Annotated in this window: 13 protein-coding genes; 6 read left to right on the top strand and 7 right to left on the bottom strand. The window is 68.7% G+C overall.

Annotation, left to right across the window (positions count from 1 at the left end; genetic code table 11):
• Positions 1-48: 48 nt before the first annotated feature.
• Entirely contained in the window at positions 49-1,533 is a 1,485-nt protein-coding gene (gene gndA / locus IE660_RS05110; RefSeq protein WP_203567251.1) for an NADP-dependent phosphogluconate dehydrogenase, read from the bottom strand.
• A 148-nt stretch (positions 1,534-1,681) separates the two neighbouring features.
• On the opposite strand from gndA, the gene IE660_RS05105 reads away from it, so the two are divergent.
• The gene (locus IE660_RS05105) at positions 1,682-2,734 is read left to right on the top strand and encodes a LacI family DNA-binding transcriptional regulator (protein ID WP_203567250.1); all 1,053 of its coding nucleotides are present in this window, start codon (positions 1,682-1,684) and stop codon (positions 2,732-2,734) included.
• On the opposite strand, the gene IE660_RS05100 is transcribed toward IE660_RS05105, so the two are convergent.
• Complete coding sequence (locus IE660_RS05100; protein WP_203567249.1) at positions 2,713-4,017, bottom strand: lactate racemase domain-containing protein; 1,305 nt, start codon at positions 4,015-4,017, stop codon at positions 2,713-2,715. The two genes, IE660_RS05105 and IE660_RS05100, sit on opposite strands and share 22 nt — an antisense overlap.
• 108 nt (positions 4,018-4,125) lie before the next feature.
• Between IE660_RS05100 and uxaC the strand changes: the two genes are divergently transcribed.
• Genes uxaC through IE660_RS05085 form a run of 3 tightly spaced genes read left to right on the top strand, consistent with a single transcriptional unit; the run spans position 4,126 to position 8,027 of the window.
• Complete coding sequence (gene uxaC / locus IE660_RS05095) at positions 4,126-5,538, top strand: glucuronate isomerase (protein WP_203567248.1); 1,413 nt, start codon at positions 4,126-4,128, stop codon at positions 5,536-5,538.
• Positions 5,535-6,947, top strand: a complete 1,413-nt coding sequence (locus IE660_RS05090) for a mannitol dehydrogenase family protein (protein WP_328701844.1) — start codon at positions 5,535-5,537, stop codon at positions 6,945-6,947. Before uxaC ends, IE660_RS05090 begins: the two co-directional genes overlap by 4 nt.
• A gap of 3 nt (positions 6,948-6,950) precedes the next feature.
• A complete protein-coding gene (locus tag IE660_RS05085) occupies positions 6,951-8,027 on the top strand; it encodes a PfkB family carbohydrate kinase (RefSeq protein ID WP_203567247.1) in 1,077 nt (358 codons plus the stop codon).
• A gap of 190 nt (positions 8,028-8,217) precedes the next feature.
• Here IE660_RS05085 and IE660_RS05080 read toward each other — a convergent pair whose 3' ends face one another.
• Positions 8,218-9,687: a catalase gene (locus tag IE660_RS05080; protein WP_203567246.1), complete on the bottom strand. Its 1,470-nt coding sequence runs from the start codon at positions 9,685-9,687 to the stop codon at positions 8,218-8,220.
• Entirely contained in the window at positions 9,684-10,175 is a 492-nt protein-coding gene (locus IE660_RS05075; protein WP_203567245.1) for a Fur family transcriptional regulator, read from the bottom strand. The genes IE660_RS05080 and IE660_RS05075 overlap by 4 nt, the downstream gene beginning before the upstream one ends.
• Before the next feature lie 99 nt (positions 10,176-10,274).
• On the opposite strand from IE660_RS05075, the gene IE660_RS05070 reads away from it, so the two are divergent.
• Entirely contained in the window at positions 10,275-10,586 is a 312-nt protein-coding gene (locus tag IE660_RS05070; protein WP_203567244.1) for a DUF2249 domain-containing protein, read from the top strand.
• Here IE660_RS05070 and IE660_RS05065 read toward each other — a convergent pair.
• The gene (locus tag IE660_RS05065) at positions 10,567-11,268 is read right to left on the bottom strand and encodes a hypothetical protein (protein ID WP_203567243.1); all 702 of its coding nucleotides are present in this window, start codon (positions 11,266-11,268) and stop codon (positions 10,567-10,569) included. The genes IE660_RS05070 and IE660_RS05065 overlap by 20 nt on opposite strands.
• A 111-nt stretch (positions 11,269-11,379) precedes the next feature.
• On the opposite strand from IE660_RS05065, the gene IE660_RS05060 reads away from it, so the two are divergent.
• On the top strand, positions 11,380-11,868 hold the full coding sequence (locus IE660_RS05060; protein WP_203567242.1) for a hypothetical protein: 489 nt from the start codon (positions 11,380-11,382) through the stop codon (positions 11,866-11,868).
• On the opposite strand, the gene IE660_RS05055 is transcribed toward IE660_RS05060, so the two are convergent.
• Complete coding sequence (locus IE660_RS05055) at positions 11,850-13,106, bottom strand: dihydroorotase (RefSeq protein WP_203567241.1); 1,257 nt, start codon at positions 13,104-13,106, stop codon at positions 11,850-11,852. The genes IE660_RS05060 and IE660_RS05055 overlap by 19 nt on opposite strands.
• A 1-nt stretch (position 13,107) precedes the next feature.
• On the bottom strand, positions 13,108-14,172 hold the full coding sequence (pyrB, locus tag IE660_RS05050) for an aspartate carbamoyltransferase (RefSeq protein ID WP_203567240.1): 1,065 nt from the start codon (positions 14,170-14,172) through the stop codon (positions 13,108-13,110).
• Positions 14,173-14,229 lie beyond the last annotated feature (57 nt).

Here is a 14,229-nt window from a genome sequence, read left to right as displayed (position 1 = left end):
TGACCGGGCCCGGGGGTGCACACCCCCGGGCCCGGTCGTTCACGTTGTTCAGTGGCTGTCGACGTCCTCGACCTCGGTGCGGTCGGTCGACCACAGGGTGTGGAAGCTGCCCGGCATGTCGATGCGACGGTAGGTGTGGGCGCCGAAGTAGTCGCGCAGGCCCTGGGTGAGGGCGGCATTGACCCGGGGGGCCCGCGCCTGGTCGTAGTAGCTGAGCGCCGAGGCGAACCCCGGCACGGGAACGCCGGACCTGACCGCGCCGGCCACGACCCTGCGCCACGCATCCTGGGTGCGGGCCAACTCGGCCTTGATCGAGGGGGCCTCGAGCAGGGTGACCAGGTTGTTGGCGGCGTACTCGCTGCGGATGCGCTCGAGCAGCTTGGCCCGGATGATGCAGCCGGCACGCCAGATCTTGGCGACCTCGGCGATGTCGATCTGCCAGCCGTACTCCTGGGCGGCGTAGCGAATCAGGTCGAGGCCCTGGGCGTAGGCGACGACCTTGGCCGACCACAGCGCGTCGCGGATGTCATTGACGAAGTGCTCGCGGTTGATCGGGTCGGAGTCGTCGATGGCGACCTTGCCGTCGGGACCGCTGAGCGCACCCTGGGCGGCCTTGCGCAGTTCGGCGTCGGACGAGGTGGCGCGCGCGAACACGGCCTCGGCGATGGCGTTGACGCCGACGCCGAGGTTGAGTGCAGCCTGGACAGTCCAGGTGCCGGTGCCCTTCATGCCGGCCGCGTCGACCACCACGTCGACCAGCGGCTGGCCGGTGCGGGCGTCGACCTGGCGCAGCACCTCGGAGGTGATCTCGATCAGGTAGGAGTCGAGGTCACCGGTGTTCCAGGTGGCGAACACATCCGCGGCCTCGGCCGCGGAGAACCCGGCCGCCTTGAGCATCTCGTAGGCCTCACCGATGAACTGCATGTCGGCGTACTCGATGCCGTTGTGCACCATCTTCACGAAGTGCCCGGCGCCGTCGGTGCCGATGTAGGTGCAGCAGGGCTCGCCGTCGACCTTGGCCGAGATCGACTCGAGGATCGGGCCGAGCGCGGCGTACGACTCGGGGGAGCCGCCGGGCATGATCGAGGGACCCTCGAGGGCGCCCACCTCGCCACCGGAGATGCCGGCACCGACGAAGTGGAAGCCGAGCTCACGCAGCTTCTTCTCGCGACGACGGGTGTCCTCGTAGTGGGCGTTGCCACCGTCGACGACGATGTCACCGGCTTCGAGTAGCGGGATGAGCGCGTCGATGGTGGCGTCGGTACCTCGTCCGGCCTGCACCATGATCACGATGCGGCGGGGACGCTCCAGGCTCGCGACGAAGTCGGCGAGGTCCTGGCTGGGGACAAAGGCGCCCTCGTGGCCGTGGGCAGCGATCATGGCGTCGGTCTTCGACCCGGTGCGGTTCCAGACCGCGGTGCGGTAGCCGTTGCGGGCCATGTTGCGGGCCAGGTTTGATCCCATGACGGCCATGCCGATCACACCGACCTGGGCCAACTCCTGCTGCTGGACCGTGTCGTGGGCTTCAGTCATCGTGTGCGTCCTTCGTCGAGGTGTCTGCGTGTGGTGTCCATGCAAGCCGATGGCCACCACTGTTGCCTCAGGTTGCCACAACTTGCCGATCTCGGGGCGGCCGTCGAACCCCTCGTCAGTGCGCGCCTGCGTGTTGTAGGTTCGGCCTGTGACAGAGACGCCACAGCCTGAGCGGGACGCGTCCTGTGACAAGCCGCCCACGATCTACGACGTGGCCGCCGCCGCAGGGGTCAACCCGTCGACGGTCTCGCGCGCCTTCTCGCGTCCGGGTCGGGTGAGCGACCGCACGGCCGTCCACATCCACGCCGTCGCCGCTGAGCTGGGTTACCGCTCCCGGAGCGTGTTCCGTCTGCCGCGCACCAAGCGCACCAGCATGATCGCCCTGGCCCTGAGTGACGTGACCAACCCGTTCTTCTTCAGCATCATCCGCGGCGCTGAGGAGGAGTGCAGCAACCGGGGGTACTCGCTGGTCGTGGCCGATGCCCAGGAATCCCCCGAGAAGGAGCGCCAGTTGTTCGAGCGCACTCTTCCGGTGGTCGATGGGTTGCTGGTGGCGAGTTCGCGGATGTCTGACACCGCGCTGCGGGCGGCTGCGCGCAAGGTGCCCACCATCCTGCTCAACCGGGTGGTGACCGGGCTGCCCTGTGTGGTGCCCGACCACGCTCGCGGCACCCGTCGGGCACTCGAGCACGTGGCCGAGCTCGGTCATCGGCGGATCGCCTACGTGGCTGGGCCGGATGCTTCCTGGGCCAACGGCGTGCGCTACCGGGCCTTTCGCGAGGGCTGCTACGAGCTCGAACTCATCGACTCGAGGATCGGCCCGGGTGCCCCCACCGTGCGAGGCGGCCAGGCTCTGGGCGCGAAGCTCCTGGAAGCGGGTGTGACCGCCGCGATCTGCTTCAACGACCTGATGGCGATAGGTGTGATGCGGACCCTGTCTGGACTCGGGGTCAGGGTGCCCCAGGAGATGTCGGTGGTCGGCTTCGACAACACCTTCGCCTCAGACCTGGTCAGCCCCGGCCTGACCACGGTGGCGGCGCCCCTGGGACGGATCGGGCAGGCTGCGACCAGTTCGTTGATCGGGATGATCGAGCACGACCACAAGCTCTCGACCGCGCCGATGGTGCTGCCGACCCAGTTGATCGAGCGGGGCTCGACGGCTCGTCCTCTCGAACGCGATCAGCCCTCGCGCAACCGGTAGAGCACCTCTCCGGCGTTCTCGATGACCACGGTGCCCGGCTCTTCGGCCATGGCCTCGAGGTCGATCGTGTCGGGGTCGAGGTAGCCCAGGTTGATCGACTCGCACACCTCACGGGGGATCTGGGTGGCCAGGGTGACCTTGACCCGCAGCTTCTCCTCACCGGTCTCGGCGTCGTAGCTGCCGGCACCGCGCAGGTGGGTGGAGTGAGCCAGCACCCCCCAGTGCACGTGGGAGAACTGGTCCCACTGCTTCACGAAGTAGTCGCGGCAGTGGTAGCCCACCTCGTGGATCTCGTGGTGGGTCTCGGACACCTCGGTGACGTGCGGGGCGTAGATGATCACCTCGCCGCCGTCGGCCACGGCCGGCTCGAGCTTGTAGAAGCCCTTGGCGGCGGTCCAGATGTCTTCGTAGCGAGGCATCATGCAGCTGACCACGCGCTGGAACGGTTCGTCGACGTAGGTGACGTGGGACTGTGCGGCGATGGCGGCCGCTGCGGCCCAGGCGTCCTCGACCTCGCCGAACGCGACCGCCTCGACCTCACCGGTGCCGGACTCGACCACCAGCTTGCAGGCCAGCCGGGCGCCGGTGAGCATCCGGGCACCCTCGTTGATCATCGCCCGCACCGGGGTGATGCCGGTGGTGCCGATGATCTCTGCTGAGGTGATCAGCGCACCCACCCAGTGGGTCATGTCGATGAACTCCTGGCTGGCCACCCCGGGGATGAAGTACTTGTTGCCACCCGAGATGCCGACCACCTCGTGGGGAAAGACCGGGCCGACCACGATGTTGACGTCTGCCTCGACCACATGGCGGTTGAGGACGATGTCGGCGCCCACGTCGAGGCGCCCCTGGGACAACTCGGCGATCCTCTCGCCGGTGATCTCACCGACCTTGACCAGCATGTCGGGCTCGGCCCACTCGTGGTTCACGATCCGCATGCCCGGGTAGCGCTGCCCGAGTTCGCCCGGGCCCACGCCGAACATCTGCTCGATCTCGTCCGGTTCCATGTAGGAGTGGGTGCCCAGCGCGATCACCGCGGTCAGCGAGCCGACCCGGTCGATGAGGTGGCGGTGCAGGATCGAGGCGACCATCGGCAGTGGCATCGACCGGGTGCCGTCGGGGACGACCAGCACCACATTGCGTCCGTCGAGGTCGAGGGCTGCCAGCTTGCGGCCCAGGAACTCCTCGACCTGGGCCTGGTCCACGTGCTGGTGGGCGCCGCCGATCAGTTCGCAGTCCACGGGGCCGATCGGGGTCTGTGAGGTCGCCACCACGGATGCCATGAGTCCAGTGAGCCACGGCAGACAGCCGCTGGCAAACAGGGGGAGCCAAGTGGGGCAATGATTGGCAACCGGTTGCCGGGTCGGGGCATGCACGAGAGAGTGAGGAGCATGGCGCGCACACTGACCCTGCACCCAGACCGGCTCTTCCCCAGCGACGCGCAGACCAGACAGGTCGCCCGGCGGCTCTACGACCAGGTCAAGGACCTGCCGATCATCAGCCCCCACGGCCACGTGCCCCCGGGGTGGATCGCCGACGACGTGCCGTTCAACGACCCGACGTCGTTGCTGATCACCCCCGACCACTACGTCACCCGGATGATGCACGCCAGCGGCGTCGACCTGGCCGACCTCGGGGTCGCACAGGCCGACTTCAGCGCAGACCAGGCCCGCAACGCCTTCCGGATCTTCTGCAGCCACTGGGACAAGTACTCGGGCACCCCGGTGCGCTACTGGATGACCGACGAGCTGGTCGACATCTTCGGCGTCGACGTCACCCCCTCGAGTGAGACCGCCGACCAGATCTACGACACGATCGCCGCCAAGATCGCCGAACCAGACTTCCGTCCGCGTGCCCTGATGGACCGGTTCGACATCGCCTTCATGGCCACCACCGACGATCCCTGTGACGACCTGTCGCACCACGCCAAGATCGCTGCGGACGAGTCGTTCACCCGCACCGTGGTGCCCACCTTCCGCCCCGACAAGTACCTCGAGCCGGCCAAGGCAACCTGGAACGACGACATCGACCGGCTCGGCGAGGTCAGCGGCGTCGACACCTCCAGCTATGCCGGTTGGGTCGAGGCGATGGAGAACCGGCGCGCCTTCTTCAAGGCCAACGGGGCGGTCTCGACCGACCACAGCCACATCGATCTGGGCACCCAGCGACTGGACGACGCCGAGGCGGCCCGCCTGTACGAGGCCGCGCGCGCCGGGACGATCGAGGTCGAGCAGGCCCACGCCCTGCGCCGCCACTTCGTCAACGACATGGCCCGGATGGCCAGCGACGACGGCCTGACCATGACGCTGCACCCGGCGGTGTACCGCAACCACCACACCCCGACCTTCGAGAAGTTCGGTGCCGACGTCGGTGCCGACATCCCGATCAGCGTCGAGGTCACCCGCGCCGTGCAGCCGATGCTCGACGCCTACGGCACCAACCCCAACTTCACCGTCGTGCTGTTCACCTTGGACGAGACCGTGTTCAGCCGCGAACTGGCCCCGCTGTCGGGCTTCTATCCGTCGGTGCACGTGGGTGTGCCGTGGTGGTTCATCGACGCACCGGACGCCATCAAGCGGTTCCGCAAGGCCGCGACCGAGTCGGCTGGCTTCACCCGGGGCTCGGGCTTCATCGACGACACCCGCGCGTTCCTGTCGATCCCTGCCCGCCACGACATGTCGCGCCGGCTCGACTGCGTGCACCTGGCCGACCTCGTCGTCGAGCACCGCCTCGACGAGGACGAGGCCTGCGACATCGCCCGCCAGTTGGTGGTCGACCTGCCCAAGAAGGTGTTCAAGCTGTGACCCGTCCACTGCATCGCGACCACGCTGGTCGTCCCAAGGCGCCGATCAGGATCGTGCACCTGGGCATCGGCAACTTCGCCCGCGCCCACCAGGCCTGGTACACCGAGCACGCACCCGACGCCGACAAGTGGGGCATCGCAGCCTTCACCGGCCGCTCGCCCGCGATCGCCGAGCAACTGTCAGCCTCCGACGGGGTCTACCAGTTGGTCGTGCAGGGCCCCGAGGGTGACCAGGTCGAGGTGATCTCGAGCCTGTCAGCTGTGCATCCTGCCGATGACCTCGACGCGTGGCGCGGCTACTTCACCGATCGCGCGCTCAGCCTGGTCACCTCGACCATCACCGAGGCGGGCTACCGGCGCGACGGCAACGGCGACCTCGACCTGGCCGACCCGGCCGTGGCCGACGACCTCGCCCTGCTCTCCCAGGATCCTGATGCCGAGGTGACCACCGCTGCGGGACGGTTCCTGGCCGGGCTGCTGGCCCGCCGCAACGCCGACGCCGGGCCGATCACCTTCGTCCCGTGTGACAACGTGCCCCACAACGGGCCGATGGTGGCCCGGATCCTGGCCCAGGGCGCAGCCCGACTCGAGGAACTGGGGATCGACCCCGGCCTGGTCGAGTGGATCGAGCAGAACGTCGGGGTGGTGACCACCATGGTCGACCGGATCACCCCTCGCGCCACCGACGATGACCGGACGAGCGTCGCCACCGAGTCCGGCTGGAGCGACCCGGCGTTGGTCGTCACCGAGCCGTTCTCGGAGTGGGTGCTGTCGGACACCTTCGCCACGCCTCGTCCGCAGTGGGAGCAGGCCGGTGCGCAGATCGTCGACGACGTCGCGCTGTTCGAGCGGCGCAAGTTGCTGCTGCTCAACGGCTCGCACTCGCTGATGGCCTACGGCGCCTCGGTACGTGGCCACGAGACGGTCTACGAGGCGATCAACGACCCGGTGGTCGAGTCGTGGGTCAACCAGTGGTGGGACGAGGCGACCTCGACCATCGACCTGCCGCATGCCGACCTCGATGGCTACCGGGCCGCCCTGCTCGAGCGCTACCGCAACCCGCGGATTCGCCACCTGCTGGCCCAGATCGCCGCCGACGGCTCGCAGAAGGTGCCGATCCGGATCGTCGGCGTGGTCAACGCCCTGCTCGAACGCGGTGAGGTCTCGGTCGGCGGCTCGCGTGCGCTGGCCGCGTGGCTGCTGCACCTGCGTGGGCTCGGGGCCCCGGTCACCGACCCCCGCGGGGACGAACTCAGCGCCTTGGTCGAGGGTGACCTGCCCGAGGCCGCCCGGGCGCTGCTGGCTGAACTCGGCATCACCGACGAGCAGGTGGTCGCCGCGGTGGTCAACGCCGCCGACGAGATCACCGCCGACACCGATGCCACCAACGACGACGAGAAGGAGAACTGAGCCATGGTCACCCTGCGAAACGATGCCCAGTGGGCGCTGTGCATCGCCACGTCGATGGGCGTGCGGATCACCCCCGACAACCACCAGGCCGTGCACACCTCCGACCGGTTCCACATGCAGGCCACCTCGGCCGAGTCGAACGTGGCCAGCGTGGCGTCGTACCTGGGGCTGCCGACGATGGTGCTCACCAACTTCGTCAAGGACTCACCGATCTCGGCCTTCATCAAGTCGAGCCTGCGCTCGCGCGGCATGACCTTCCGCGGCCCTGACAAGGACCAGGGCGGTGCCTGGGGTTATCGCCACCAGTTCAACATCGCCGACTCCGGCTACGGCAACCGCGCCCCCCGGGTGTGGAACGACCGCGCCGGTGAGGTGGGTCTCGACCTGGATGCCGCCGACTTCGACCTCGACCAGTTGTTCGCAGTCGAGGGCGTGAAGATCCTGCACCTGTCCGGGCTGGTGGCGGCGCTGTCGTCCAAGACCACCCAGTTCTGCCTCGACGTGGCCCGCAAGGCCAGCGAGAACGGCTGCCTGGTCTCGATGGACATGAACCACCGCGCGTCGTTCTGGAAGGGCCGCGAGGACGAGTTGCGTGCTGCCTTCACCGAGATCGCCAGCGTCTGCGACATCCTGATCGGCAACGAGGAGGACTTCCAGCTCTGCCTGGGCATCGAGGGCCCCGAGGCCGGGGGAGAGGACCTGCACGACGAGATCGGCTCGTTCAAGGAGATGATCGAACGCATCCGCGAGGCCTACCCGCGCGCGCAGTTCATCGCCACCACCCTGCGCGAGGTGATCTCGGTCAACCGTCACCTGTGGGGCATGGTCGTGTGGGGCGATGGCGAGTTCCATGTCGCCGAGCCCCGTGAGATCGGTGTCTTCGACCGCATCGGCGGCGGCGACGGATCGGTCGGCGGCATGCTCTACGGCATCCTGCAGGGCTGGCCGGCCGAGAAGTGCATGCAGTTCGGCTGGGCCACCGGTGCCCTGGCGGCCACCTCGATCAACGACTACGGGGCCCCGGCCGACGAGGCCCAGGTCTGGACGATCTGGGAGGGCAACTCACGCGTCCAGCGGTGACGCCCCTTCCCCCGCAGCTAAATCGAGTTCCCGCACCACCGTTGGTGCGGGAACTCGATCTTCGTGCGGGGGAAGCAGTGGTGGCCCCGGCCCGCTCGCCCACGTGCGCCTCGTCCCGAAATGATCTGTGGCGCGAAACGCACTGAGTTCAGTGCGTTCCGCGCCACGAATCATGTGGGGCTCAGCGGCCTCAGCCGGCGACGGCAGCGCGCAGCTGGGCTCCCAGGTTGGCGTCGACGTTCGTCCAGTACTGGAAGAAGTTCTCACGAACCACGTCGACGTTGATCGCCTTGCCCTGACCGGTCAGGGTCTCGAGGAAGCGCGCACGGGCGGCATCGTCGAACACCTCGCGGTACAGCGTGCCCGGCTGGCCGAAGTCGTCGTCCTCGGCGTGCAGGGTGTAGGCCTGGCGGACGAGTTCGCCGTCGGACTCCCACGAGTTGTCGACCGGGCCCTCCTGGTCTGACCAGGAGTCACCGAACGAGTTCGGGGCGTAGACCCGGTCGTTGCCGCGGTGCTCGTAGGTCATGTTGCCCTCGAAGTTGTACGAGTGCACCTGCGTCACCGGCTTGTTGACCGGCAGCTGCTGGAAGTTCGTCCCGATGCGGTAGCGCTGGGCGTCGGCGTAGGACAAGTTGCGGCCGAGCAGCATCTTGTCGGGGCTCATGCCCATGCCCGGAACCATGTTGCCGGGGCTGAACGCGGCCTGCTCGATCTCGGCGAAGAAGTTGGCCGGGTTCTCGTTCAGGGTCAGCGTGCCGACCTTGATGCGCGGGTAGTCCTTCTTCGACCAGGTCTTGGTCAGGTCGAACGGGTTGAACCGGTAGTCGTTCGCCTCGGAGTACGGCATCACCTGCACGTAGAGGTCCCACTGGGGGAACTCACCGCGGGCGATGGCCTCGTTGAGGTCACGACGGTGGTGGTCGGCGTCCGCGCCGGCCATGGCCTCGGCGTCGTCGGCGGTGAAGTTCTCGACCCCCAGCTGGCTGATGAAGTGGTACTTCACCCAGAACTTCTCACCGGCGGCGTTGACCCACATGTAGGTGTGCGAGCCGTAGCCGTTCATCGTCCGCCAGCTCTTGGGCAGGCCACGATCACCCATCAGGTAGGTGACCTGGTGGGCGGTCTCAGGGTTCTGCGTCCAGAAGTCCCACTGCATGGTGGCGTCGCGCAGGCCGGTGTCGGGCAGGCGCTTCTGCGAACGGATGAAGTGCGGGAACTTCATCGGATCACGCACGAAGAAGACCGGGGTGTTGTTGCCGACCAGGTCGAAGTTGCCCTCGGTGGTGTAGAACTTCAGCGCGAAACCACGCACGTCGCGCCAGGTGTCGGGCGAACCCAGCTCGCCGGCCACGGTCGAGAAGCGCAGCAGGGTGCGGGTGCTCACGCCGGGCTGGAACAGGGCGGCCTTGGTGTACTGGCTGATGTCCTCGGTGGTCTCGAAGGTGCCGAATGCGCCGGCGCCCTTGGCGTGCGGACGACGCTCGGGCACGTTCATCCGGTTGAAGTGCGCCAGGGTCTCGACCAGGTGGTGGTCGTGCAGGACGATCGGTCCGTTCGGGCCGACGGTGAGGGAGTTGCGGTCACTGACGGCCGGGATGCCGGCCTGCGTGGTCGAGCCGGTGCTCGCCGGGTTGGGCTGGGACGGGTTGGTCATCATTCTCCTTCGTGCGTTCGTCCTCGCCCGGTTCTGGACGAGGCTGCGGGAAGCTCGGTGGTGGTGCAGTCGCGGCACAGGCCGCGGTAGACGACGTCGGCGACGCGGACGTCGAGGGCGAGGGGGACCGGCGCCTCCAGACAGGGGGCCGACCCGGTGTGGCAGGGCACGTCGAGCACCAGCCCACAGCTGTCGCAGACCGCGTGGTGGTGGTTGTCGTGCTCGTCCAGTTCGTAGCGGGACGCATGGCCGGGCAGGTCGAGGCGACGGACGATGCCGGCCTGGCTGAGGTCAGCGACGATCAGGTAGATCGCCTGCCGGGTGATGCTCGCACCCGCGCCGAGCTGCTCGAGGATCTCGTCGACACTGGCATGGGGGTGCGTCCGGATGGCATCGATCACCGCCAGCCGCTGCCGGGTGATGCGCAGACCTGCCTGTCGCAGAGCCTCAGCAGCCGCAGGGCTGTCGGCGCTGAGCAGTCGGTCGGGCATGGCCCCACCCTATCAAAGAATTGATCAGTTCAAATGAAGGTGAACACACGACCTGAATTGACACGAGAAACTTGTGCAAGGATGGCGGAAGGAGGAACCATGACCGAACTGCCCCTCACCGACAAGCCCCTCACCGACAAGCCCCTCGCCGAGAAACAAAGCTGCGGCTGCGGCGGACACGACCACGACCTGCCCGAGATCGACGCCCGGGCGATCCCGCACCGCATTCGCCACGGGGCGATCCTCGGGGCCCTCGGCAGCCTGCACCCCGGCGAGGCGATGGTGCTGGTGGCACCACACGACCCGAAGCCGCTGCTGGCCCAGATCGGTCAGTTGCACGGCGACGCCGTCGAGGCCAGCTACCTCGAGCAGGGGCCCGAGGCCTGGCGGATCAAGCTGACCCGACGCTGACCACCGCCTGGTCAGTTCGTCCGTGGCGCTCGACCAGGGCGTGGACGAGGACGCCACCGGCCCACAGCGCCCCGAGCGCGTGCTGGGTCCACCAGACAGCCCGGTCGATGGCGGCCATGCCCCCGTAGGCAAGCGAAGGTGGGGGAGCGGCCACCAACACCAGCGCCAACCCCGCCGGCAGCGCCAACCTCGCGGCCAGCCCGAACCAGTCCCGGTCGCGCCAGAACACGCCGACCACGGCCAGGGCCGCCGCGATCACCGCGCACAACGGCACCAGCAGCGCCACCCGCGTCAACCAGTCGTCACCGTCACCGCCCCCGCTGAGGTCGGCCACGCCGTACCAGGTGATCGAGATGGCCGAGAGCATCACCGTGGCCACCGCCCAGCCCCACAGCCATCGGTCCACCCGCTGCCCAGGGGGTCCCACCTCGCCGGGCCTGTCGGCGCCAGCCGAACGGGTGAGCACGGCTGTCCCCACCACCACGAGCACCGCCCACGCCCACGTTCCGCTGGTCAACGTCACCAACAGGTCGACGAGGCGCTCCCAGGGGGTGGCGTCACTGGCACCCGAAACCTTGGGTGACCAGTGGTCGAGCAACTTCATGCTGATTCCGCCGAACACCACCCCGGCGACCATGGCCTGGACGAGCACCACGGCCCGTCGTTGTTCTGCGCCATCCATGCCCACCACTGTGGTCACCGGGCACCCCGACGCACATCCACCTCAGGGCTCGCTCCGATCAGCCGAAGGTCCTATCGCGGCGTCCTTGCGCCCGGGGCCAACGTGTCGTCCATGCAGACCGTGGCACCTGAACCGCGAACCCAGTGGTGGCGTCGGCTGGCTTGGCTCGCCGTGCTGATCGGTGCCGCGACCGTGCCGCTGGCGGTGCTGGTCTTCGCCACTGTCGGCGGCCGCGACCAGGTCGTCGACCTGTCGACCGTCGTCGTGGCGGCGGCCGCGGGAGGCTTGGTCGGCACCGTGGTGGCCGGGGTGCTGGAGTACGACACGCTGCGCCAACTGTCGGTGGCGCCGATGCCAGGGGTCGGTTTGATCGAAGAGGCCTCGAAGCTGATCGTCCCGGTCGCGGTCCTGCTGCTCTCGACCCGCGCACGCGACGTCAGGGCCGGCACCGCCCTGGGTGTGGCCTCAGGCATGCACGTGGGCGTGGTGGTCGTCAGCGTGGCCGCCCTGCTCTGGCTGATCCATCGCAGCCGACGGCCGGTCAAGCCCAGCCCTTCGCAGACGAGCACAGGGCCGGTCGTTCACCCGCCCCAGGTCTGACGGCCCTGCCAGTAGGTCGCCACCACCGGCGCCGGCAGGTCGAGCCCCCGGTAGGGGTTGTTGCGGGCCTTGGACGAGGTCTGCTCAGGGTCGATGACCGCCCTGGCGGCGGGATCGACCAGCACCAGGTTCGCCGGCTCGCCAGCAGCGATCGGTCGTCCCTGGTGGGGCAGCGATCCGATGGCAGCAGGACGATGGCTCATCCGCGTCGCGAGCCCGGCCCAGTCGATGCGGCCGGGCAGCACCATGGTCTCGACCACCACGGCCAGTACCTGTTCCAGCGCCACCAACCCGGGTGAGGCGTCGGCGAACGGCTTGTCCTTGTCGGCGGCCCGGTGCGGGGCGTGGTCGGTGGCGACGATGTCGATCGTGCCGTCCTCGAGCGCGGCCCTCACCGCCTCGACGTCCTCGGCCGGACGAAGCGGTGGGTTCACCTTGAAGGTGGTGTCGCCGCTGCGCAGCAACTCATGGGTGAGCAGCAGGTGGTGAGGCATCACCTCGGCGGTCACCCGCACGCCTCGTCCCTTGGCCCAGCGCAGCACCTCGACGCCCTCGGCAGTCGAGACGTGGCAGATGTGCAGCCGGGCCCCCAACTCCTTGGCGACCTGCACGTCGCGGGCGATGATCACCGACTCGGCCATCGTCGGCCAGCCCTCGTGGCCGAGCTCACGCGAGACCTCACCCTCGTGGCAGCAGGCGCTCGGCCCGGCCAACGTCGCGTCCTGGCAGTGCTCGGCGAGCACCCCGTCGAAGGGCAGCATCTGCTCCATCGCCGCCCGCACCAGGCCGGCCGTGGGCACCGAGAAGCCGTCGTCGGAGAACACGGTCACCCCGGCGGCGTGCATGCCGGCGATGTCGGACAGTTCCTGCCCGGCCAACCCACGGGTCACCGACCCGATCGGGACCACCTCGGCCGAGGCGCCCTCGGCGAGTCGGTGCTGGGTGGCGACCGCCTCGGCGGTGTCGGTGACCGGGGTGGTGTTGGCCATCGCGAAGACCGCGGTGAAGCCACCGCGGGCCGCGGCGGCGGTTCCGGTGGCGACGGTCTCGGACTCCTCGCGGCCGGGCTCGCGCAGGTGGGTGTGCAGGTCGACCAGGCCGGGCAGGGCGATCAGGCCGTCGGCATCGATTCGGCGGGCCCCTGACGGTGACTCGGCGACGAAGCGTCCACCGGCGACGTGCAGGTCGGTGCGGGTGCCGTCGGCCAGTTGGGCACCGACGATGGTCAGGTCGTCCATGTCACTCCCAGCGCAGGGTGGCGTCCCAGGGACGCTGCTTGGTGGTGGCCCGCACGGTGTCGGGCGAGCAGCCCAGGGCGGTCAGGAAGATCGCCATCCGCACGACCAGGCCGTTGTCGGTCTGGGTGAAGATCGACAGCCCGGGCAGGTCGTCCACGTCGTTGGACAGGTCGAAGGCATCGGCGCGGGAGTCGCGCGGCAGCGGGTGCATGATGATGATGTCGAGCGCGTCGGCCTCCATCAGCACCCGGCGGTCGATCAGGTTGCCCTGCAGCGCCCCCGAGGCGGCGACCTCCTCGGTCATCCGCTCGCGCTGCACCCGGGTGGCGTAGACCACGTCAGCTCCGCAGATCGCCTCGACCACTGTGTCGTACTCGGTGACCCGGTGCCCGCGCAGCGTGGCGTAGTGGGCGATCTCGGGCGGCAGTTCCAGGCTGGGTGGGCTGAACACCTGGAAGTGCAGGCCCTCGTAGACGGCCAGCAACTTGATCAACGAGTGCACGGTTCGTCCGTACTTCAGGTCGCCCACGACCGCGACCGTCGCGTGGTCGATGCCGGTGCCGCGGGCCTCGAGTTCGCGCTTGAGGGTGTAGGTGTCTAGCAGTGCCTGCGACGGGTGCTCACCGGCGCCGTCACCTCCGTTGATCACCGGGACGACGCTGTGGGCGGCGAACTCGGCCACCGACCCCTCGTCGGGATGGCGGACGACCAGCACGTCGGAGTAGCCGCTGACCACCCGGGAGGTGTCGGCGATCGACTCACCCTTGGCCATCGACGAGAAGGTGAAGCCGGTGGTGGTGGTCACCTCACCGCCCAGCCGCAGGAAGGCCGACTCGAACGACAACCGGGTGCGGGTCGAGGGTTCGAAGAACAGGCTGCCGAGCACCGCACCGTCGAGCACCGTGCAGACTCCGCGCCGTTGGGCGATGGGGGTGACCACGTCGGCCAGGGCGAACAGTTCGTGCAGCCGCGAGCGATCGAACTGCTGCACCGACAACAGGTGCCGTCCGGTCTCGAAGGGGGGCAGGTGGTCCCCGTGGTGGGGAGCGGACTGGACGTGCGACACGGGCGCCTCCGAGGGGCAGTGGCGGAACGCTCGGAACTTAGCACAGCGCCACTGGGC

Origin of the sequence: Aestuariimicrobium ganziense, from assembly GCF_015352975.1 — a bacterium.
Taxonomy (GTDB): Bacteria; Actinomycetota; Actinomycetes; order Propionibacteriales; family Propionibacteriaceae; genus Aestuariimicrobium; species Aestuariimicrobium ganziense.
This window is presented reverse-complemented; position numbering and strand designations above follow the sequence as displayed.

Coding starts and splice junctions, on each gene's coding strand:
- gndA (WP_203567251.1), bottom strand. CDS start 1,533: ATGACTGAAGCCCACGACACGGTCCAGCAGCAGGAGTTGGCCCAGGTC.
- IE660_RS05100 (WP_203567249.1), bottom strand. CDS start 4,017: ATGGCATCCGTGGTGGCGACCTCACAGACCCCGATCGGCCCCGTGGAC.
- uxaC (WP_203567248.1), top strand. CDS start 4,126: ATGGCGCGCACACTGACCCTGCACCCAGACCGGCTCTTCCCCAGCGAC.
- IE660_RS05085 (WP_203567247.1), top strand. CDS start 6,951: ATGGTCACCCTGCGAAACGATGCCCAGTGGGCGCTGTGCATCGCCACG.
- IE660_RS05080 (WP_203567246.1), bottom strand. CDS start 9,687: ATGATGACCAACCCGTCCCAGCCCAACCCGGCGAGCACCGGCTCGACC.
- IE660_RS05075 (WP_203567245.1), bottom strand. CDS start 10,175: ATGCCCGACCGACTGCTCAGCGCCGACAGCCCTGCGGCTGCTGAGGCT.
- IE660_RS05070 (WP_203567244.1), top strand. CDS start 10,275: ATGACCGAACTGCCCCTCACCGACAAGCCCCTCACCGACAAGCCCCTC.
- IE660_RS05065 (WP_203567243.1), bottom strand. CDS start 11,268: ATGGATGGCGCAGAACAACGACGGGCCGTGGTGCTCGTCCAGGCCATG.
- IE660_RS05060 (WP_203567242.1), top strand. CDS start 11,380: ATGCAGACCGTGGCACCTGAACCGCGAACCCAGTGGTGGCGTCGGCTG.
- IE660_RS05055 (WP_203567241.1), bottom strand. CDS start 13,106: ATGGACGACCTGACCATCGTCGGTGCCCAACTGGCCGACGGCACCCGC.